At 74.4% G+C, this 21,758-nt stretch carries 13 protein-coding genes; 7 read left to right on the top strand and 6 right to left on the bottom strand.

Annotation, left to right across the window (positions count from 1 at the left end; genetic code table 11):
- Window positions 1-158 precede the first annotated feature (158 nt).
- From WME96_RS44580 to WME96_RS44550, 7 genes are all read left to right on the top strand, one after another.
- Window positions 159-347 (top strand): hypothetical protein, encoded by a 189-nt coding sequence (locus WME96_RS44580; protein ID WP_433931717.1) that lies wholly within the window; start codon window positions 159-161, stop codon window positions 345-347.
- Between the two features lie 66 nt (window positions 348-413).
- The gene (locus WME96_RS44575) at window positions 414-1,094 is read left to right on the top strand and encodes a sterol desaturase family protein (protein ID WP_437287620.1); all 681 of its coding nucleotides are present in this window, start codon (window positions 414-416) and stop codon (window positions 1,092-1,094) included.
- A gap of 50 nt (window positions 1,095-1,144) precedes the next feature.
- Complete coding sequence (locus WME96_RS44570) at window positions 1,145-2,338, top strand: hypothetical protein (protein ID WP_437287619.1); 1,194 nt, start codon at window positions 1,145-1,147, stop codon at window positions 2,336-2,338.
- A gap of 189 nt (window positions 2,339-2,527) precedes the next feature.
- Entirely contained in the window at window positions 2,528-4,237 is a 1,710-nt protein-coding gene (locus tag WME96_RS44565; RefSeq protein ID WP_437287618.1) for an ATP-binding protein, read from the top strand.
- Window positions 4,234-5,403 (top strand): response regulator, encoded by a 1,170-nt coding sequence (locus WME96_RS44560; RefSeq protein WP_433931710.1) that lies wholly within the window; start codon window positions 4,234-4,236, stop codon window positions 5,401-5,403. Before WME96_RS44565 ends, WME96_RS44560 begins: the two co-directional genes overlap by 4 nt.
- Window positions 5,404-5,612: 209 nt before the next feature.
- A complete protein-coding gene (locus WME96_RS44555; protein WP_437287617.1) occupies window positions 5,613-6,620 on the top strand; it encodes a hypothetical protein in 1,008 nt (335 codons plus the stop codon).
- Between the two features lie 390 nt (window positions 6,621-7,010).
- Window positions 7,011-7,679 (top strand): superoxide dismutase family protein, encoded by a 669-nt coding sequence (locus WME96_RS44550; RefSeq protein ID WP_437287616.1) that lies wholly within the window; start codon window positions 7,011-7,013, stop codon window positions 7,677-7,679.
- A gap of 438 nt (window positions 7,680-8,117) precedes the next feature.
- Here the strand turns inward: WME96_RS44550 and WME96_RS44545 are convergent, their stop codons facing one another.
- The 6 genes from WME96_RS44545 to WME96_RS44520 form a co-directional block, all read right to left on the bottom strand.
- Window positions 8,118-9,923 carry a serine/threonine-protein kinase gene (locus WME96_RS44545; RefSeq protein WP_437287615.1) on the bottom strand — a complete coding sequence of 602 codons (1,806 nt, stop codon included), beginning with the start codon at window positions 9,921-9,923 and terminating at the stop codon, window positions 8,118-8,120.
- Window positions 9,924-10,186: 263 nt separating this feature from the next.
- Complete coding sequence (locus tag WME96_RS44540) at window positions 10,187-13,633, bottom strand: protein kinase domain-containing protein (protein ID WP_437287614.1); 3,447 nt, start codon at window positions 13,631-13,633, stop codon at window positions 10,187-10,189.
- A 67-nt stretch (window positions 13,634-13,700) separates the two neighbouring features.
- A complete protein-coding gene (locus tag WME96_RS44535; RefSeq protein ID WP_437287613.1) occupies window positions 13,701-18,536 on the bottom strand; it encodes an FIST N-terminal domain-containing protein in 4,836 nt (1,611 codons plus the stop codon).
- 20 nt (window positions 18,537-18,556) lie between these two features.
- Window positions 18,557-19,795 carry a PP2C family protein-serine/threonine phosphatase gene (locus WME96_RS44530; protein WP_437287612.1) on the bottom strand — a complete coding sequence of 413 codons (1,239 nt, stop codon included), beginning with the start codon at window positions 19,793-19,795 and terminating at the stop codon, window positions 18,557-18,559.
- A 111-nt stretch (window positions 19,796-19,906) separates the two neighbouring features.
- Entirely contained in the window at window positions 19,907-20,929 is a 1,023-nt protein-coding gene (locus tag WME96_RS44525; RefSeq protein ID WP_437287611.1) for a hypothetical protein, read from the bottom strand.
- Between the two features lie 233 nt (window positions 20,930-21,162).
- A complete protein-coding gene (locus WME96_RS44520; RefSeq protein WP_437287610.1) occupies window positions 21,163-21,564 on the bottom strand; it encodes a hypothetical protein in 402 nt (133 codons plus the stop codon).
- Window positions 21,565-21,758 lie beyond the last annotated feature (194 nt).

Raw genomic sequence — 21,758 nt, 5'->3', positions numbered from 1 at the left:
GGCGGGCTGTCAAACGCGATCGCGGACCCGCGATGTTCCCGCCGCCGCCGCGCCTCCTCGCCGCTGACGTCGCCGGGCGTCGCCGGGCGCCGCCGCGCGCCGCGCCGAGCGCGCCCGCCGGCAACCCGCTCGGCGCGCAGCGTGGTAGACCTCGGCACATGCTGCTCGGCGCTTCCCAGAACGAGATCGCCCTCACCGCCTTCCTGCTGATCGTGGTGCTGCTCGCCGCGAAGATCGGCCGCATCGGCGAGGCCATCGGCGGGCTGTTCGAGCGGAACGCGCCCGCGGCGGACGGAGGCGCGCCCGAGGACGGCGCGGAGACGCCGGAAGAGCGCCAGGAAGGCTGAGCGCGCTCCCCGCGGGCGGCCCGCCCCGCGCTTGCGTTCTGTTTTTTTGGAATTCATAGTTTTTTGATGGCTGTGAACGAGCCGGCTCCTCCGCGAGCGCGGCGGCGCGCGCGGATCGCGGCGCGGATCCCGCGCGGGTACCGCCCGGCGCTGCACCTCGCGGCCCCCACGGCGCTCGGCGTCGCGGTGCTCGCGGCGGCGGTCGGCCTCGTCGACGCCGTCGACGCCGTCGAGCTGCTCGCGGTCCCGGCGACGCTGCTGCTCGCCTTCGCCTTCGAGTGGTGGGCGCACAGGTACGTGCTGCACCGGCGGGCGCCGCTGCTCGGCGCGCTGCGCGAGCGGCACGAGCGCGAGCACCACCTCGCCTTCACCGCGGACGACATGGCGCTGCGGAGCGCCCGCGAGCTCTGGCTGGTGCTGATGCCGCCCTACTCGGCGCTCCTCGTCCTCGCCCTGCTGCTGCCGCTCGCCGCGGCGGCGGGCCTGCTGTTCTCGCGCGACGCGGCGCTGCTCGGGCTCGCGACGGCGATGGCGTTCTTCGTCGGCTACGAGTGGCTGCACCTCGCGTATCACCTGCCGGAGGGCAGCCCGGTGTACCGGATCCCGGGGCTCGCGCGGCTCCGCGAGCACCACCGCAGGCACCACGACCCGCGGCTGATGAAGCGCTGGAACTTCAACGTCACCGTGCCCCTGTTCGACCTCGTCCACGGGACGCGCTGGTCGCCGCGGCCGCGCGACGGCGCCTAGCCGCCGCGCGCGCCGGGACAGCCGCCGCGGCGGTGTGCTAACGGTCGCGCGTGCAGACGCGGACGAGAGACGGGCTCATCCTCCTGCTCGTCGGCGTGCTGCTCGGCGGCGGGCTCGCCTGGCTCCTCGGCCGGCGGCAGGAGACCCCGCCCGCCGCGCCCCGCGCGCTCGACGCCGTGCCGGCGGGCGCGCTGCTCGTCGCGACGCTCGACCTGCCGGCGCTGCGCGCCTCGCCCGCGTTCGCCCCCTTCCTGCGCGAGGAGCGCGAGATCCCCGGGCTCGGCAAGGTGCGCGACGTGTGCGGCTTCGACCCGGTGGCCGCGCTGACCGAGGTCGCGATCGGCATCCCGGCGGCGGGCGAGGGCGGCGATTTCGGGCTGGTCGCGGCCGGCGCCGCGCAGGACGAGGCGCTGCTCGCGTGCGCCTCGAAGGTCATCGAGGCGCGCGGCGGGCAGCCGGTCGTCTCGACGCTCGGCAGCTTCCGCGCGGTGCGGGACTCGAGCGCCGAGGGCCGCGGCGAGATCGCCGTGCGCCCCGGCGGGCCGATCCTGCTCGGCGGCGGGGCGTACCTGCGCGCCATGGTCGACGCGGCCGACGGGCGCGTCCCGGCGGTCGGCCCGAGCGGCGCGCACGACGACATCGCCCGCGCGGTGGGCGAGGGCGCGGCGCGCGTCACCGTGGTGCTCACGCCCGAGCAGCGCGCCGAGCTCGGGCGCGAGCTCGCGCTGAGCGGCGCCGGCCGGTCGCCCGCGGCGTCCATCCGCGCCGCCGGCGTCGGCGTCGCCCTCGGCCCCGAGATCGCGGTCCACGGCGTCGTCCTGTGCGACGCGGAGGCCCCCTGCGCCGAGCTCGGCGCGGCGCTGCGCGCCGCCCGCGACGCGCGCGCGGGCGACCTCGCGACGCGGCTCATCGGCCTCGGGGCCGTGCTCGAGCGCGTCGCGATCGACGCCGAGGGCAAGGCGCTCCACGCCCGCGTCAAGCTGTCGGCCGAGGAGGCCGGCGCCCTCGTCGACCGGCTCTCCTCGCTGCGCGGCCTGCGCCAGCCCGCGCCGCCGCCGGCGGCCGCGCCGCGGCTGCCGCGCGACGACGACGCGAGCGACGCGCCGCGCGGCGACGCCGGCGCGCCGCCGCCGGACGCGGTCATCACACCCCGGCAGCGCGCGAAGCCGGACGCCGGCGCGCCGCCGCCGGATGGGGCCGCCGCGCCCCCGCGGCGCGCGAAGCCGGACGCCGGCGCACCGTAGCGCCGCGCTGCGGCGAGGCGGTTCCGTGTCCCGCCTGACGAGCGCGGCGCCTCCGCGCGTGATCCAGCGCGCCGCGACCGAACGGGGCGCCGCGCGCTGTCCAGAACTCCTGTACGCTGATCGTTGCATTCCGACGGGACCGGCGCTCGGCCCCTCCCGCCGCGGGTGCGCTGGGTGGGGGCACATCGCATGCAGCTTGTCGGGATCTCCGCCTCCGTGGTCGTCGCGACGCTCCTCGTGGTCGTCCTCTGGGCGCTCCGCCGGCGGCTCCGCGACCGCGAGCGCGAGCTCGAGCGGAGGGCGCAGGAGCTCGCGGTGAGCCGCGCCGCGGAGCAGCGGCTCTGCGAGGAGCTCGTCGAGGCGCGCCGCGCCGAGGAGGAGGCGCGGCGGGCGAAGGCCGAGGCGGAGGCGGCGAGCCGGGCGAAGAGCGCGTTCCTCGCCAACATGAGCCACGAGCTGAGGACGCCGCTCAACTCGGTCCTCGGCTTCGCCCAGCTCATGGAGCGCGACCGCTCGCTCGGCGACAGGCACCGCGAGAACCTCGCGGTCATCTGCAAGAGCGGCGAGCACCTGCTCGGCCTCGTCAACGACATCCTCGAGATGGCCAAGATCGAGGCCGGCCGCATGACGCTCGCCGAGGTCGACTTCGACCTCCACGAGATGCTCTCGGGCCTCTCGGAGATGTTCGCGGTCGAGGCCCAGAAGCGGGGGCTCACGCTCGGCGTGGAGCGGGAGCAGGACGTGCCGCAGCACGTGCACGGCGACGAGGGGAAGCTGCGGCAGGTGCTGATCAACCTGCTCGGCAACGCGCTGAAGTTCACGCCGAGGGGCTCGGTGACGTTGCGCGTGTGGGCGCGCCGCGCGACCGGCGTGCGTGAGGGCGGCGTGCGTGAGGGCGGCGCGCACGACGGCGCGGCGGGGGGGCGGGCGCGGCTGTCGTTCGAGGTGACGGACACCGGCCGGGGCATGGCCGACGACGAGCTCGCGGAGCTGTTCGAGGCGTTCGCGCAGACAGCGAGCGGGCGGAGGTCGCGCGAGGGCACGGGCCTCGGCCTGCACATCAGCCGGCGCATCGTGCGGATGATGGGGGGCGACATCCACGTGGAGAGCCAGCCCGGCCGCGGGACGACGCTCCGCTTCGACGTGCGCCTGACGCTGGTCGACCCGGCGGGCGCGCGCCCCGGCGCGGCGCCGCGGTCGCTGCGGGTCGTGGGCCTCTCGCCGGGCCAGCCGAGGTACCGCGTGCTCGTGGTCGACGACCGGTGGGACGTGCGCCACTGCCTGGTCAAGCTGCTCGACTCGGTGGGCGTCGAGGTGCGCAGCGCGACCAACGGGCTCGGCGCCGTGGCGCAGTGGGAGACGTGGGCGCCGCACCTCGTCCTGCTCGACCTGCGCATGCCGCTGCTCGACGGCTACGAGGCGGCGAGCCGGATCAAGTCGAGCCCGCGGGGGCGCGAGACGGTCGTCGTCGCGATGACGGCGAGCGCGTTCGAGCAGAATCGTGCGCTCGCGCTGCAATCCGGGTGCGACGATTTCGTGAGCAAGCCGCTCCGCGACGCGGACATCTTCGGCCTGCTGACGAAGCACCTCGGGGCCCGCTTCGACCAGGAGAGCCGCGCGCGCGAGGTCGACGCGGCGGGCTGGCCGGCGCCGGCGCGCGGCGTCGACCCGGCGCGGGGCGTCGACCTCGCGCGCGCGGCGGCCGAGCTGCCCCCGTCGCTGCGCAAGGACCTCCGGCGGGCGGCGACGCGGCTCGACGCGAAGGCGGTTCAGGCGGCGATCGAGCGGTTCCGGCCGGAGGACGCGGAGCTCGCGGGGGCGGTCGCCGAGCTCGCGCGGGGGTATCGCTTCGACAGCATCTTGGCGCTATCGAGCGCAGACGAGGAGGAGCCGTCATGACGGACAGCGATGCAAAGCGGGCGCCCCGCGCGCCGAACGCCGGGGCGCGGCCGGAGCGCCCGCGGGAAGAGCCCGCGAACATCCTGATCGTGGACGACATGCCGGCGAACCTGTCGCTGCTCACCTCGATGCTGACGGCGCAGGGCTACGAGGTGCGGGCGGCGATCAGCGGCGCGATGGCGCTGATGTCGGCGGCGGCGGTGCCGCCGGACCTCATCCTGCTCGACGTGAACATGCCCCACATGGACGGCTACGAGGTGTGCCGCCGGCTGAAGGCGGACCCGCGGACCGCGGACGTGCCGGTCATCTTCCTGAGCGCGATGACGGGCATCGGCGACAAGGTGGCGGCGTTCGAGGCGGGCGGCGTCGATTACGTGACGAAGCCGTTCGAGCTGCGCGAGGTGCTGGCGCGGGTGGGGACGCAGCTCCTCTTGCACCGGCAGCGCCGGGAGCTCGAGCGGCAGCGCAAGGAGCTCGAGGAGCGCTACGCGCAGGTCCGCCAGATGCAGGCGGCGCTGCGCGGCTACCTGTCCGACCGGGCGTGGGAGAGCATCGAGGAGAGCGTGTCGTCGAACAGGCCGAGTCCGCCGGCGCGCGAGGTGCTGACGGTGCTTGTCAGCGACGTCGAGGAGTTCGTGCGGCTCTCGGAGCAGGAAGATCCGGGGCCGCTGCTCGCGGATCTCAGCCTGTACATGGCCACGGTGGCGCAGGTCGTCTACGACCACCAGGGCGAGGTCGACAAGTACGTGGGCGACGGGATGCTCGCGTTCTTCCGGAGCGCGCCGGACGCGCTCGCGGCGGCGCAGCGGATCCAGCGGGCCATCGCGGACTTCAACGAACAGCAGCGCGCGCACGGGCGGCCCGCCTTCCCGACGCGGCTCGGGCTCGCGACAGGGCCCGTCCTCCTGGCGAGCATCGGATCGAGCGGCAGGCGGGAGTTCACGATCATCGGCGATCGTGTGAACACCGCGTTTCGGATCCAGGCGCAGGCCGGGGCCGGCGGCCTGCTGATGGATGAGGCGACGTTCACCGCGGCCGGGAGCCCGGCAGGCGCGGTGCCCGCGATGGTGCGGATCCGGGGCAAGCAGGGAGAGGAGAGGCTCTATGCGATGTCGCCCGGCGCGCCCCAGGGCGGCGCGGAGCGCGGCGGCGCGGGCGAGGCCTGAGGAGGAGAGGCGCGCTCCCGGCGGCGCGAAAGGCGGCTCTCCAGGGCAGTCGCCGAGGGTGCCTTCAAGGGTAATCAAGGGTAATAGACAGCACCGAACCCGCAGGGGGCATGGGAGTTCGAGCCCGTGGACCGGGTGATCCGGTCAAGCATTCGTTCTTGAACCGCGCCATGCCCTCGTGCATAGTCGCCGCGGAGGACAGAACGAACATGAAGCTTCGATATTGCATTAGCTTGATGGGCCTGCTCGCGAGCGCTGGAATGGGCGCGGCCGCGTGCTCGGATGACGACGGCGGCGGCGCGACGGCGACATCGACGTCGACCGGCTCGGGCGGCGGCAGCACCACCGGCACGGGCGGCGGCAGCACCACCGGCAGCGGCACGGGCGGCGGCAGCACCACGGGCACGGGCGGCGGCGGCGCGGGCGGCGGCGGCGACACGGCGTGTGCCGATGGCGCGCTGATCTGCGACGACTTCGAGTCGTACGAGGGCCAGGGCGCGCCCGGCGGCAAGTGGAAGGTCTACGAGGCCATGGAGGGCTCCGCCGTCACCGTCGACACGACGAAGGCGTTCAGCGGCACCAAGTCCATCAAGGTGACCACGCCCGAGAGCTCGGGAGACAACAACTACAAGTCCGCCATGATCCAGTTCGCGGACCCGGCTGCCCTGCCGGTCGAGGGCAACGTCATCCACGGACGCATGATGTTCTTCCTCGAGTCCGCGCCTGCGACGGACGTGCACTGGACCATCATCGACGGCTCGGGCACCGTTCCGGGCAAGGATTTCGAGGGGATGCCCTACACGGCCGTCTACCGCTACGGCGGCCAGCATCCGATCGATGGCGGCAGCCAGCTCATGGCGAACTACGATACGCCCGGGCAGTGGACCAGTCCGCCGACCGGGCCGGCGACGGACTGCTGGCACCACGCCGAGGGCAAGGTGGTCCCGGTCGGCAAGTGGACGTGCGTCGAGTTCAGCTTCGACGGGCCGAAGAACGAGATGCGCTTCTGGATGGACGGCACGGAGATCACCGAGCTCAAGATGTCCGGGACCGGCCAGGGCTGCGCCAACAACATCGAGAACTACGAGTGGACCGCGCCGACCTTCTCCAGCATCGGCTTCGGCTGGGAGTCCTACCAGAGCGACGAGCCCCGCACGATGTGGATCGATGACGTGGTCGTCGGCACCGCGCAGATCGGCTGCCCGGCCCAGCAGTGAGCCTGCCGCGGGGCGCGGAGCCAGACTCCGCGCCTCGCTCCCCCGGCGGCGAGGTCGGGACCCTTCACGACAGCTCATCGGCGGCGCTCGTGCCGCCGTGACCGGGGCCCCCCCGGTGGCTCGCCCTCGCCCTGGGGGGAGCTCGCGGCATCCCGCCGCGGAGCCGGTCGCCGGGCTCCGCCGAGAGCATCGATGAGCGCGCGTGGCTTCAGGAAATTCCTTCACGCCCCCGGTGCATCACCGTATCTCGTCTGCCTTATCTCATCTCCCTATCGGCCGCGCCGGTGACGTCACCTGACGATTGTCGAGCTCGCCGATTGATCGCAAGCCGGGTCCGCTCTACGAGACGGCGCAGGTCCAACGCTTCACGAACCTGGAGGTCTTGCTGTGATGAAACCGGCCCACTCTCTCTCGCTGCTCGCCTCGTTCGCCCTCGCCGTCGCCGCGTGCGGCGGGTCCCCCGAGCCGGCTCCTGCGGTCCCCGACGTCCCCGCCCAGCCGGCGCAGCCGGCGCCGGAGACGCCCGCCGCGCCCGCCGCGCCCGCGGAGCCCGCGCCCGAGGCCGCGGCCACCCCCGAGGGCGGCAGCTCGGCGCCCGCGGCCGCGGCGCCGGTGACGGTCGAGGTGCCCATCGAGGCGCGGACCAAATCAAAGCTCAAGGGCTCGGCGACGTTCGCCGAGGTCGACGGCGGCGTGAAGGTCACCGTCAACGTCTCGGGGGCCCCCAAGGGCAAGATCGCCGTGCACGTGCACGAGACGGGCGATTGCAGCGCGCCGGACGCGAAGAGCGCGGGCGCGCACTACAACCCCGACAACCACCAGCACGGCCTCCCCGACGCCTCGGCCCACCACCTCGGGGATCTCGGCAACATCGAGGTCAAGGCCGACGGCACCGGCACCCACGAGATCGTCGCGAAGGGCGCGAGCCTCAAGCAGGGCGCTCCGAACTCCTTCCTCGGCCGCGCCATCATCGTCCACGAGAAGCAGGACGACGGCAGCCAGCCCGCCGGCAACGCCGGAGGCCGCATCGGTTGCGGCGTCATCGGCCAGAGCAAGTGACGCAGCCCGCCGCTTCGGGCGGATGAGACGTCGAGTCCGCCTCATCCGCCCCCGGAGGGCGCCTCTCCCCTACCCGCAGGAGTCGCGCGCTCCGCAGCACGGGAGTCGCCCTCCGCCGCGACACGGAATCGCCGTCTCTCGAAGCACGGCCGAGGCGTCCCCTCGAACTCTGCCGAGGCGTCCCCTCGAACTCTGCCGAGGCGTCCCCTCGAACTCTGCCCAGGCATCCCCTCGAATTCTTCGAAAGATTTACAGGGAGGCGGGGAGGCGGGGAGGCGGGGAGACGAGAGAGAGAAAAATCTTCAAATACTCCCCGCCTCCCTGTTCAATTTCTCTGCTGAGAAGGGCTGCAAATCAGGGGATTCCGCAGGAAGCACGGGAGTCGCCCTCCGCCGCGTCATCGCGGAGCAGCGCTGGCCGAGATCGCCTGTCGCAGCGTCATCGCGGAGCAGCGCTGACCGAGATCGCCTGCCGCCGCGCGGAGGAACCGGGAGCCGGGACGCTCCTGCTCGCGGGGAGCTTCGGCGCGGGCGCGGAGCGCGCAGGGGTGCCGTGCTCGACGCGCCGGGCCTGATCCCGAGGCTCCTCGCGCTGGGTGCCCGCCGCCGGCCCCGACGACGACGACGCGGAGGGGGCCGCGGCCGCCGGGGAGGCCTGACCAGGGGGATCGACGACGCCCGCCGCGGTCACGGGTGCGTCCTCCGGGGATGGCCCGGAGGCGCGAGCCCCGGACCATCGCTCCGAGGGCTCGGCTCTCTCCGGCGGCTCCGATTGCCCCGCACGCCGCTCGCCGCTCACGAGCACCACGGCCACGAACGCCGCGGTCAGCGCCGCCGCCCCGAAGCCCGCCCTCGAGGGCGAGACCAGCCGCCCGAGCCGCGCCGACAGGGCGCCGCGCGGACGCCAGTCGACGAGCTCCATGTCCGCGGGGGCCGCCTCGACGCGCCACCTGCCCAGGGCCGCGGCAGGCTCGCTCGCCGCCGCAGCGCCGACCGGCGCCGCCGCGCCCGGGCCGCCGGCCCCCCTGGCGGTCTCGTCCGCCCCCGTGGCGGCCTCGCTCGGCACCCCGGCGCCGGCGGCCGCGTCGCGCGCCCTTCCCGGCGCGGCGGCCGCCTCGCCCGGCGCCCCTGCCGCAACCGCCGCCCTCGGCACCTCGGGCAGCGCGACGACAGGGAGCGGGTCCGCCCGGTGCAGCGCGATCACGACACCCGCCGTCGAGGGACCGGAGGCCGGCGGGATCGAGCCGCCGTCCGCCGCGTCCGCGCCGTCCGGGAGGACGCGCGCGCTGGCCGGCGCGTGGCCGGGCCCCTCGCGGAGGACGCGCTGGATGCGCTCGATCAGCGGCTCGGCAGCCGGCGGCGCGAACGGGCGGAGCGCCAGCACCAGCTCGGCCACGTCGGGCCAGCGTCGGTCGCGGTCGCGCTCGAGGCAACGCAGGATGATCGGATCGATCTCCGGGGTGAGCCCGCGCCGGACCTCCGACGGCGGCGGCGGGACGAACTTGCCCCCGAGCACGAGCGAGACGGTCTCGACCGAACGCGCATGCATGGGATAGCGGCCCGTGAGCAGGACGTAGAGCAGCGAGCCGATCGCCCAGATGTCCGCGCGCGCGTCGACGTCGCGCTGGCCGCGCATCTGCTCGGGCGGCATGTAGTGCGGGGTCCCGAGCATCTGGCCCGTGCTCGTCTGCGTCTCCCCGAACTCCGCCGATGCCGCGCCCGACACCGCGACCTTCGAGACGCCGAAATCGAGCACCTTGATGCACGGCGAGCCGTCGCGCGCGCGCGTCAAGAAGAGGTTGGCCGGCTTCACGTCGCGGTGCACGAGGCCGAGGGCGTGGGCCTCCGCGAGCGCGTCGCAGGCCTGGATCACGTAGAGCGTCGCCTCCTCGACGGGCAACGGGCCCCGCTTCTTGCGGATGACCCGGAGATCGCGGCCGGCGAGGAACTCCATGACCAGGAAGGGAAGGCCGCCCTCGATCCGGCCGACCTCGTGCACCTTGACCGCGTGCTCGCTCCTGAGCCGCGCCGCGATCCGCGCCTCCCGGAGGAAACGCGCGCACATCTCCGGATCGGCGGCCGTGGACGGCAACAGCAGCTTGATGGCCCGGAGCTCGCCGAGATCCACGTGCGTCGCGGCGACCACCGCGCCCATCGCGCCCCTGGCGAGCAGCCGGTTCACGCGGTACTTGCCCGCGATCAGGGTTCCGACCTCCAGCCCTTGGATCTCTTCCAGGCCGCGCATGTTCGAGACCTCCGACCGAGAGCGCCGCGCCGCGTTCTCCAGCATACCGTAGGCCCCCTGCGCGCGCGGCGCCCGCGGAGGCGCTCGCGTCGAATTCAGCGGCGTCGAAGAGCAACACCACCTAGGTCGCGCGACCGCGCGACCGCGCGACCGCTGGCCGCGCGCCGCGGGCGTTCGCTGCTCCATCAGGAGCTCGCCAGGAGCTCGTCCACCGCGCGCGGCGCTCGCCTCGATAGCGACGGAGCGGAGCCGCCACCGCTCGCTCAGCCGCCGTCCTGCACCCCGCCCGGCCTCTTGATCGCGACGGTCCGCCGCGCACCGGCCGACTCGACCGTGAGCTCGACCGCGCCGCTCTTCCGGGTGCTCTGCAGCCAATAACGCAACGCGTCAAAGTTGGCGAGCGGCCTGCCGTCGACGGCGACCACCACGTCGCCGACGCGCACGCCCGCGGACGCCGCGGGGCCGGCGTCCTCCACGGCGACCACGACGGCGTCTCCGCTCGTCTTCAGCTCGCCTTCGAGCAGCGGGAAGATGGGCGCCGCGGTGAGCCCGAGCGCGCTCACCGTCCTCCGGTAGCTCTGCACGGCGGCGTCGAAGCTGTCCTTGCGCATGCGGTAGCGCGCGACCGCCACGACGGCGCCGTCACGCTCCTGGAAGCGCGCGTCGACGCGCTCGGGGGTCGCGAACGCGCCGACCTGCTTCAGGTAGCGGTTCGCCTCGGCCTCCGCCATGCCGGCGCGCCGCTCGCCGCCGCCACGCGCCTGGAGGAAGGCGTACGCCTCCGACCCCGCGAGCGCCGGCGCCACGTGGCTCGCGAGCCGGGAGATCGCGTCGGCGCGCGCGACCGACAGCGCCGCCTCCCGGCTCTCGCCGGTGCCCTCGCCGACCACGAAGACCGCGTCGCCCTCGACGGTGAACGGGCGCTGCATCCAGGGGGGCCTCTCCTCGGCCGGCAGCGCCGCGCGCCCCGCGCTCGCCGCGGAAGCCGCTCCTGCGCTCGCCGCGGAAGCCGCTCTTGCGCTCGCCGCGGAAGCCGCTCCTGCGCTCGCCGCGGAAGCCGCTCCTGCGCTCGCCGCGGGGCGCGGGCGACCCCAGCCCCGGATCGCGAAGGCCACGCTGAGGAGCAACAGCGCCGCCGACACCCCGACCGCCGCGAATGCCCAGCGCGCGCCGGGGCCGTTCGCCGCGGACGCCTGCGCGGCCGAGCCCCGGGTCCGCGAGCGCGTCGACGGCGCCCCCCGCGCCGACGACACCGCCGGCGACGACGCCACCCCCGACGCCGACGGCGCTCCCGGCGCCGACGGCGCTCCCGACGCCGCCTCGGGGCGCCTCGCCGACGCCGCCGCCGCGCCCGCCTCCGCGGCGGGGCGCATCGCCGCCGCGGCCTCCCCGGCCGGGGCGCGCGGCGGCTCCGGGGCGGCGGCGAGCCGCTTCAGCACCGGAAGGAGCGACGCGAACGAGAGCGGCGCGTTGCACCGCTTGCACGGCATGTACGGCTCCCGGCCCTCGAGCGCGGCCTGGGCAGCCTCCTTCACGTCGAGCAGCGTCTGCCTCGGCGCGTTGCACCGCGCGCAGACGCCGTCCACGAGCGCCGTGACCACCGCCGCCCGCAGCGGGGGCCTCGCCGAGGCGAGGTGATCGAGCAGCGCGACAGGACAGCCCTCGATCCGGATCGACGTCACCTCGTCGCCCAGCGCGCGGAGCGACAGCTCGAGCGCCCTCACCCCCTCGGGCGTCGCCCCCGCCGCGCCCGCGAGATCGAGCACCAGGTCGCCCTCGATCCCGTCGAGCGCGCGCTTCCACCGGACCTGCGCGTCGAGGTTGCAACGCACGCGGATGCGCGTCCCGCGCTCGTCCACCGTCTTCTCGATCGCCTCGTGCGCGCCGGCGTCGAGCCGCGCGATCTCGTCGAGCGCCACCCGCACGTCGTGCGGGAGCTGGATCCCCGCGTGGCTGACCGCGAACGCGAAGTAGCTCTCGGCGTCGTCGTCGAACACCGCCGCCCCGCCGCAGCGCGGGCAAGGGCTCGCGGGCGGCTCGTGCGTCCTGACCACGCGCGCGTCCCGATCGCAGTCGAACAGCCGATCGAAGGCGTGGCCGCAGCGCTCGCACCGGTACGGGCCGTAGAAGGACACGACGCGCCCGTCGCCGAAGAACCGGCGGATCATGCTGACCTGGTTCACGAGCGGCTCGGTGCAGCGGGCGACGTAGATCTCGGACGCGTTCAGCGAGACCTCGGCCAGCATCGCCATCCACTCGCGCACGCCGAACGACGTGACCCGCTGCACCCCGCCGAGATCGAACAGCACGCGGCCGGTGATGCCCCGCGCGACCGCGAGCCCCTGGAGCTCCTCGGTCATCCGCCCCGACATCGAGACGATCAAGAGGTCGCCCAGCCTGCGCCGGGTCACCGTGAGCGCGCGGGGCGCGTGCCCGTGCGCGCCCTCGGGCTCCACCTCGACGAGGGTGTCCGGCGACGACGACAGCGACGGGTGCCGCCTGGAGCGCGGCGGCGGCGGGTCGGCGTCGCGCGCCGCCTCGATCCGCGACGCAGAGGAGAAGAGCGGCGCCGACCGCTTCGTCGCCGCCCCGCCGGGGCGCTCGGTCGCGCGGAGGCTCGACGGCGAGGCGGCGGCGTCGAGCTCGCCCGCGAAGGAGTCGTCGTTCTGCATCGACGCCTGCTTCTCGACGATGTGCGACAGGAGCTCCGACTCCGAGGCGAGCGCGCCCCGCCAGGCCTCCACCCGCTGGCCGAACAGCTCCGACATGAACGACGACAGCGCGAGCGCCGAGGTCGCCAGCCGCTGCTCCCGCGCGAAGGCCTCGAGGTCGATCTGCAGATCCCGCGCCGTCGCGTACCGCTTCTCCCGGTCGCGCTCGAGGCACCGGAGCACGATGCGCTCCAGCTCCGGCGGGTAGTCGGTGCTCACCTGGCTCGGCGGCATCACCGGGTCCTCGACGATCGCCCGCATCAGCTCGAACTCGGTGGCGCCGCGCCGGAACAGCCGGCTGCCCGTCGACATCTCGTAGAGCAGGATGCCCACCGAGTAGATGTCGCTCCGGCGATCGAGCTTCTCGCTCGTGCACTGCTCGGGCGACATGTACGGGACCTTGCCCTTGAGCGCGCCGTCGCGCGTCTCGTTGACCCGGTTCGCCGCCTTCGCGATCCCGAAGTCGAGGATCTTCACGGCCCCGTCGTAGGTGACGAACACGTTGTGCGGGGACACGTCGCGGTGGACGATGTCGAGCGGCTTGCCGTCGAAGCCGACCTTCTCGTGGGCGTAGTGCAGCCCGGCCGCGACGCCGGCCGCGATCGTGATCGCGTGCTCGACAGGCATCCGCCGGTTCGCCGTCCTGAGCGACTTCTTGATCGTCCGGAGATCCTCGCCGTGGAGGTACTCCATGGCGATCACCGGGACGCCGTCGACCTCCTCGATGTCGTACATCTGGACCAGGTTGGGGTGGTCCAGGGTCGCGGCGATGCGCGCCTCGTCGAGGAACATCCGCACGAACTCGGGGCTGTCGGCGAGGTGCGGGAGGATCTGCTTGACCACGCAGATCTTCCGCACGCCCGAGATGCCCGCGACGGAGGCGACCCAGATCTCGGCCATCCCGCCCATGCCGATCTTCTTGAGCAGGCGGTACCTGCCGAGCGTCGTGGGGCGGCGCGACGCGGCGCTCATCGGGCCGGCGGCGTGGCGCTCGCTCATGCGCCCGCCTCCGCCGCGCGGGCCGGCAGCGTCACTCGTCCGGGAGCACGGCTGGCGGTCATGGTGCTCATCGAGGGTCGGCGACCTGGGACTTCGCGAAGCGCACGCTGCGGCGCGCGCCGCGCGACTCGATCTGGAGCGATACCGTACCACCGGGCGCGGTGCGCGCCCACGCGTCCGCCGTGGCCTTCCCGAAGGCCTCCACGGACTGGACAGCGCGATCGTCGACCGAGAGGACGATGTCCCCCGCGGCGATCTCCGGATCCGCGCCGCGCCGGGGGCGCTCCACCGCGACGACGACGAGGTCGCCGGCGGTGCGGACGCCCGCCGCGAGCCGGGGGAAGAGGCGCGCCACGGTGAGCCCCTGGAACGTGGCCGTCCGGCGGTAGCTCTCCGCGGCCGCCTCGAAGCTCGGCCGGGGCAGCTTGTAGCGCGCGAAGGCGACGACGCCGCCGCCCTCCCGCCGGACGATGGCGTCGACGCGCTCGGGCGTCGCGAACGATCCGACCTGGGCGAGGTAGCGCCCGGCGATGCGCTCGGCGACCTCGGCGCGCTGCGCCGGGGGGGTCTCGTCCGGCGGCTGCGCCGCCAGGAGCTCGGCGACGGGAGCGCTGGAGAGCTCGCCGGCGAGGCCGGACGCGAGGCGCTCGATCGCGCTGTTGCGCGCCGCGGCGAGCGCCTCCGCCTCGCTGGCCGCGGGGCCGCCGTGACCGACGGCGAGGACGCTGTCGCCCTCGATGACGAACGGCCGCTCCACCCACGGGGGCGGGAGGTCGTCGATCGACGACCAGCCCGAGGGCGCCCGGCCGCTCGCGGGCGGCGCCGGCGCGCGCGCTGGCGTCGCGGAGGACGCGGGCGGCGGGGCGGCGGGCGCGGGGGACGCGGCGGCTCGCGCGGCCTCGGCGCCGGCGGGCGGCGCGGCGGGGCTCCGGCCGCCGCGAAAGGACGCGAAGAGGACGGCCACGAGCGCGACCGCCGCGAGCAGCGCGAGGAACGCCGCGCTCGCGCCCGCGCCGGCGGGCTGCTGCGACGGCGCGGGCGCGGCCGGCGGCTGCGGCGCGGGCGCGGCCGGCGGCTGCGGCGCCGGCGACGAGCTCGCCTGCGGGGGGGCGGGCGGCGGGGCCGAGGGCGGGCGCGCGGCGTGGGCGCCGAGCAGGTAGAGCAGCGAGCGGGAGCCGTCGAAGGCGAGCGGCGCGTTGCAGCGCTTGCACGTGGCGCTCGGGTCGTGGCCGCTGCGGAGCAGGTCGGCCTGCCGGTCGACCTCGACGAGCGCGGCCCGGATCGCGCCGCACGACGCGCAGCGGCCCTCGACGACCGCGGACTCGACGCGCGCGAGCTGCGGCCAGGTGGGGCTCGCCATGCGCTCGGCGAGCAGCCGGGGACAGCCCTCGATGCGGACCGCCTCGACCGCGCCGTCGAGCTTGCGGAGCGCCGCCTCGAAGCGCGCCGCGCCGTCGGAGGTGACGCCGGGGACGCTGCTCAGGTCGAAGACGACCTGGCCCTCGAGGCCGTCGATGATGCGGCTCCAGCGGAGCGAGGCGGTCATCCTGCTCCCGACCTTGAGCCGCGTGACGCGCCCCTCGACCGACTTCTCCACCGCGTCGCCGCCGACAGGGTCGTCGCCCTTCTCGAGCTCGAGCAGGATCGACCGCACCTCCGGCGAGATCGCGCCGGCGCCGTGCTGCGTGACGAACCCGAAGTAGGTGGGCGCGTCGTCGTCGAAGGCGCCGGCGCCGCCGCAGCGAGGGCACACGGCGTCGGGCGGCTTGCCCTCGGCGAGCGAGGCGGCGTCGTGGGCGCAGTCGACGAGCCGCTCGAACTGGGCGCCGCACGACTCGCAGCAGTAGGGCGCGTAGAACGAGACGACCTGCCCGCTGCCGGCGAACCGCCGGATCATGCTGATCTGGTGGATGACCGGCTCGGAGCAGCGCGCGAGGTAGAGGGCGCGGAGCCGGGGCTGGGCCGCCTGGATCATCTGGAGCCACTCGCGGACGCCGAACGAGGTGATGCGCTCGACGCCGGCGAGGTCGAGCAGGACCTTGCCGTCGAGCTCCCGGGCGAGCGCCGCGCCCTTGAACGACTCGGTCATGCGCCCGGCGAGCCGGACGACGAGGACGTCGCCGACCTTGCGCCGGTCGAAGACGAGGCTGTCGTGGCGGCCGGCGGCGCCGGCGGGCGGGACGCTCCGCGTCGGCGCGGCGCGCTGCGCCGGGAAGGGCGGCGACGACGACGACCGGTCCACGGCGGTGGGCAGGCGCCCCGAGGAGACAGGCCCCGAGGCGGGCCCGGAGAGCAGGGGGCGCGACGCGCGGTGGCCGTTCGCCGGCACCCGGATGGTGGGCCGCGCCTCGTCACCGTCGTGCGCGGTGCGCGGCGTCGGCGCGGCGCGTTCGGCGCGACCGGCGCCGTCGAGCCTCGGCAGCGTCGTGAGCGACTCGGAGAGGACGGTGAGGGTCATCGTCTGGTTGTGCAGGTCGCAGTGGCCGGTCGCGTAGGGCGAGATCTCGCCGTACGAGTAGAACCCCGTCACGCGCGTGCCCTTCGGCAGCACGTCCAGCACCGCCTCCACCTCCTCCTCGGCCCGGTCCCCCAGCACGATCCGCCGGCCCACGCAGCTGATCGCGATCGCCAGCGCGCTGTCGCCCGCCGCACGCCCCGCCTCGCTCGCCGAGCGCGCCGCCTGCTCCGCGCCCCCGATCAGCCGCTCGAAGTCCGCCTTCATCAGCTGCACGAGCTGACCTTCCGGCACGTCCCCCGCGAACGTCATCGACTGCGCCTCGTGGTCGACCGCAAGCACCGTACGCACCAGCGCCTTCTCGTCCTGCGCCGTCGCCCGCAGCGCCAGCGGGAACAACAGCGCCGACGCAGGCAGCTCCGCCGCCTTGTCCCCGAGGTACTCCTTGTACAGCGACAGCGCCGGCCGACCGTCGAGCTCGTACAAGACGTTCCCCGACGAGCGCGTGATCACACGCTCCGGACCGAACTTGTCCCAGCCCCCCTTCGAGCCGTGCTGGATCACCACGTGCTCGCCGTACAGCCCCACGGCCGCCACCACCCCGCTGCGCACCGTGTCCCCGAGGCACACCCACGTCCGCTGGAACCGCGTCCCATCCCCCGACAGCCCGCCCGCCACCACCACCGACTCGGGCAGCACCGAGTTCAGCCCGCGCACGAGCTGGCTGCCGTTCACCCCGAGACCCTCCGACAGCACCAGCACGCCGCGAAGCCCCCGCCGCTCCAGCTTCCGCGCCAGCGCCTGCCCTGCTGCGAACGAGTCCGACGCGCTCGACACCTCCACCTGCGCCGTCGCCAGCGTCGTGCGCTCGAACCGCGCAACCGCCACCGTCAGCGTCCCGTCGCACACCGACGTGCCCGCGATCTCCCCCGCGCTCGAGCACCCCACCATGTGCGATCTCGGGTACGCACGCCGCAGCTCACGGATCGCGCCGGGGTCGTCCAGGAACTCCGGCGCACCGAACGCCAGCACCAGCGTCCGGTCGCTGTCGAGCGCGGGCAGCACCCGCACCGACCACCGGCCCGTCTCGCGCGAGAAGGAGAACGTCTCGAGCCGCATCCCGATCGACGCGCTCGACGCGGGAGACAGCGGGTCGAAGCTGGTGTCGGACGCGATCTCGAGCTCCTCGAACTCGGCCATGCCGCCCGCAGGCTGCGCGACGACGCGCGCGGCCACCTCCGGCGGCCGCTTCGCGGCGCGCGGCCGCCGCTCGCGCGGGCCATCGCCCCGCGCGAGCAGCGTGAGCGACTCGGAGAGGACGGTGAGGGTCATCGTCTGGTTGTGCAGGTCGCAGTGGCCGGTCGCGTAGGGCGAGATCTCGCCGTACGAGTAGAACCCCGTCACGCGCGTGCCCTTCGGCAGCACGTCCAGCACCGCCTCCACCTCCTCCTCGGCCCGGTCCCCCAGCACGATCCGCCGACCCACGCAGCTGATCGCGATCGCCAGCGCGCTGTCGCCCGCCGCCCTCCCCGCCTCGCTCGCCGAGCGCGCCGCCTGCTCCGCGCCCCCGATCAGCCGCTCGAAGTCCGCCTTCATCAGCTGCACGAGCTGACCCTCCGGCACGTCCCCCGCGAACGTCATCGACTGCGCCTCGTGGTCGACCGCAAGCACCGTCCGCACCAGCGCCTTCTCGTCCTGCGCCGTCGCCCGCAGCGCCAGCGGGAACAACAGCGCCGACGCAGGCAGCTCCGCCGCCTTGTCCCCGAGGTACTCCTTGTACAGCGACAGCGCCGGCCGACCGTCGAGCTCGTACAAGACGTTCCCCGACGAGCGCGTGATCACACGCTCCGGACCGAACTTGTCCCAGCCCCCCTTCGAGCCGTGCTGGATCACCACGTGCTCGCCGTACAGCCCCACGGCCGCCACCACCCCGCTGCGCACCGTGTCCCCGAGGCACACCCACGTCCGCTGGAACCGCGTCCCGTCCCCCGACAGCCCGCCCGCCACCACCACCGACTCGGGCAGCACCGAGTTCAGCCCGCGCACGAGCTGGCTGCCGTTCACCCCGAGACCCTCCGACAGCACCAGCACGCCGCGAAGCCCCCGCCGCTCCAGCTTCCGCGCCAGCGCCTGCCCTGCTGCGAACGAGTCCGACGCGCTCGACACCTCCACCTGCGCCGTCGCCAGCGTCGTGCGCTCGAACCGCGCAACCGCCACCGTCAGCGTCCCGTCGCACACCGACGTGCCCGCGATCTCCCCCGCGCTCGAGCACCCCACCATGTGCGACCGCGGGTACGCCCGCCGCAGCTCACGGATCGCGCCGGGGTCGTCCAGGAACTCCGGCGCGCCGAACGCCAGCACCAGCGTCCGGTCGCTGTCGAGCACGGGCAGCACCCGCACCGACCACTTCCTGGTCTCCCGGTCGTAGTGGAACGTCTCGAGGATCATGGGGGCTCCTCGCCCCCAGGCTACAGCACGCGGGCGACGACGAGGGTCATGTCGTCGTCGATCGATCGCTCGCCGCGGAACCTGGACACCGCCGCGACGATCGCGTCCCGCGCCTCCTCGGGCGCGGAGCTGGCCACGCTGTGGAAGAGCGCCCGCAGCCGCCGCTCGCTGAACTGCTCGCTCGCCTCGTTCTCACACTCGGTGACGCCGTCGGTGAACCAGAGGAGGGCGTCGCCACCCTCGAGGGTGAAGGTGCTCGACGTGAACTCGGCCGAGCTCGCTGCCCCGAGCGGCGCGCCCTCCGAGGTGAGCTGGCGGACGGCGCTGTTCCTCACCAGGTAGGGGAACGGGTGGCCGGCGTTCGCGATGGTCAGCGAGCGGGCCCCGGGATCGAAGATGCACACGGCGCACGTCATCAGGTACTTCTGCTGCCCGGCCTCGAAGATCGAGCAGTTCATGACCCGGAGGATCTGCGCGGCGCTGAGCTCCTCGCCCCCGAACGTGCGCGCGATGTCGCAGGCGGCCTTCGCCGCCCCCGTGATGATGGCGGACGAGATGCCGTGCCCGGTCACGTCGCCGATGACCGTGAGCAGCCTGCCGTCCGGCAGGTCGTGGAAGGTCCACCAGTCGCCGCCGCACTCCGCCGCGGGCTGGAAGTGGCTCGCGAGCCGCAGGGAGCGGCGCTCGATGACGTCGTCGCTCGGCACGAGCATCTGCTGGACGGCGCGCGCGACCTCGAGCTGCTTCTTCAGCGAGGCGCGCTCCGCGGTGTCGTAGAGCAGCTGCACGAGCCGGTCGCCGAGCCCGACGAGCTGGACGCGGACCTCGTGGATCGCCTCGTCCGAGCCGCTCGCCCCGGCGCCGCCCTGGGCCGCGCTGCCCAGCGAGAGCAGCTCGGCGAGCTTCGCCGCGAAGCGCCGCTTGGCCGTCGAGATGGTCGAGGTGACCTCGATCGGCATCGACGGCTCGACCTGCGAGCTGGCGGCGTCGTGGAAGAGGGTGAGCGCGTCGCCGATCGCCACGACGACGCTGCGCAGGCGGTCGCGCTCGGCGAGGAGCTGGCGGTGGAGCGCGCCCATCTCGTTCGTGGAGAGGTCGAGCGAGCGCGTGAGGAGGCTCCGGTCGTCGGCGACGTGGCGGTAGTGCTCGCTGATCCGCGCGACGACCTTGTGCCAGGTCTCCCGGTCGGGCGGCTCGCTGAGGTCCTCGAGCCCGAGGCGCCGGAGCTGCCGGGCGAGGAGCGGATCGATCTCAGCCACGGCGGCCTCCCCGGACGGGCCGCGCGGCGCGCGCGTGCGTGACCGCGGGCCCGCGCGTCGGCGCGCTGCCGCGCGTCGGCGCGCTGCCGCGCGTCGGCGCGCCCCCGCGCGTCACCACGCGCTCCGCTCCAGCGTCTCCATCGCGGGCGTGGAGCGCTCGAAGTAGTGGATCGACGCGGGCAGCGAGCGGAACTCGCGCGGGTTCACGTCGAGGTCCCAGAACGACGTGACCGTTGTCGAGGCGGCGGGCGAGACGTCGACGACGAGCACCGCGCCGGCCGCGTAGATCTTGAGCATGCCGAGGCCGGCGCCGCCGCGCGAGGTGTCGAGCACGGGGGTGCGGGCAGAGTCCGCGCCGCGCGCGCTCAGGCCGCGGGTGATGCCCTCGAAGACGTGGTGCCGCCGGAGGGCGCCGAACGGGTCGTGGGCCTGGAGCGCGATGTGCGCGCCGTCGGCGCCGAGCCGCAGCGTGGGGATCTCGCTCTCCTCGAGCACGATGTCGCTCCGCCGGTCGTGCGTGTAGCGCGGGCGCCCGCCGGCATCGACGGGCGCGTCGTACATGGCGTTCATGAGCAGCTCGTGCGCGAGCGCGGCGAGCCGCTCGGCGACGCGCGCGGGGGCGCCGGCGCGCTCGGCCCAGTGCGCGACCTCGGCGACGGTGCGGTCGCGGTCCTCGCTCGTGCGGGGGCGCCACTTCACGATGGTAGCGCCCCAGGCGAGCAGGTCGGAGAGGCGCGGCGGGGGCGCGAGCGGCTTGAGGATGCGCCGGACCGCGAGCGCGATCTCCCACGGCCGCGGCATGGAGGCGAAGCTCGGCCAGCCGACGATGCTGGAGAGCCGCGGCTCCCGGAGGGCAGCCTCGAGGACCGCGTCGGTGTTGCCCGAGGTCCACACGAGCAGGTGCATGCTCGGATAGCGCTCGGCCGCCCACTCGAGCGCGAGGTCGAGGTCGGCGGCGTCGCAGCCGAGCAAGAGGGGCCGGTCGGACAGCCGCGCGCGCAGCTCGCCCGGATCGCTGGCGACGGGGACGCTCTGCATGCCGGCGGCGGCGGACATGACGCGGGCGATGCGCTGGCCGACGACGCGGTTCCGCTCGAGCACGGCGATCGTCGCTTTCGGGGCTGAATCGCTCAAGGGGTCACCGCGGGAGGGGCGCCCCGCCAGGGAGCGGGGCGCGGAGGATTACACCACGGTTCGCGGGCGGGAGGCGGCGGGAAGCGGGCCCGGGGGCGGAGCGGAGGCGGGGCACAGCAGCGGACCGCTGGGGCGCGAGCCCCGGGAACGGCGAACCAGGGACGAACTTGGGCTTCTTCCCTGATGCCGTCGAGCGAGCGGCGGAAAGTAGAACGATTTCAGATATTTTCCGTTCATCGTTGACCGGGCCCTCTTTCGATGTGGCCCGCCCGGCGCTCCTCGGCCACCACCGCGTCCACCTCGGGGAGGGCGGCCTCGTCGCCGAAGGCCAGCGCCCCTTCGGACGGCGCGGAGGCGAGGGAGACCGCGTCGCTCGTCGAGCTCGCAGCCGGCTCCTCGGACTCCTCGGACGCGCGACCGCTTCCTCCGACCGAACCGCCCTTGCCGGCCAGCTCAGGGATCGCCTCGTCCAGGGGGGCGAAGTCGCCTAGAGCGAGCTCCGCGACCTTGCGCGCGGCGCGCTTGTAGTTGTGGCTCTGGTCGCTCGAGCTATGCCCGGTGCGATCAGAGATCCACGTCTCCGTGCGGCCGTTCGCGAGCTTGACAGTGATGAAGGTCGCACGGGTGTCATGCAAGCGGATGTTCAGCCTCGCATCCGTTGTCTCGAACAGCTCTGGCCGATCGACTCCGGCGCGACGGAGTCGGGGAGACCGAGAGGAAGCCAACAGTCGACATGGCAGCCCCGCCCGCGCTTACCGCCATCGCCGAGAAAACACCAGAGTCGCTGGCGGGGGGACGATTGATCCGTGCGTCATCCACACCCTCTGCG

It is taken from the genome of Sorangium sp. So ce406 (assembly GCF_051474675.1).
Lineage (GTDB): Bacteria > Myxococcota_A > Polyangia > Polyangiales > Polyangiaceae > Sorangium > Sorangium cellulosum_G.
This window is presented reverse-complemented; position numbering and strand designations above follow the sequence as displayed.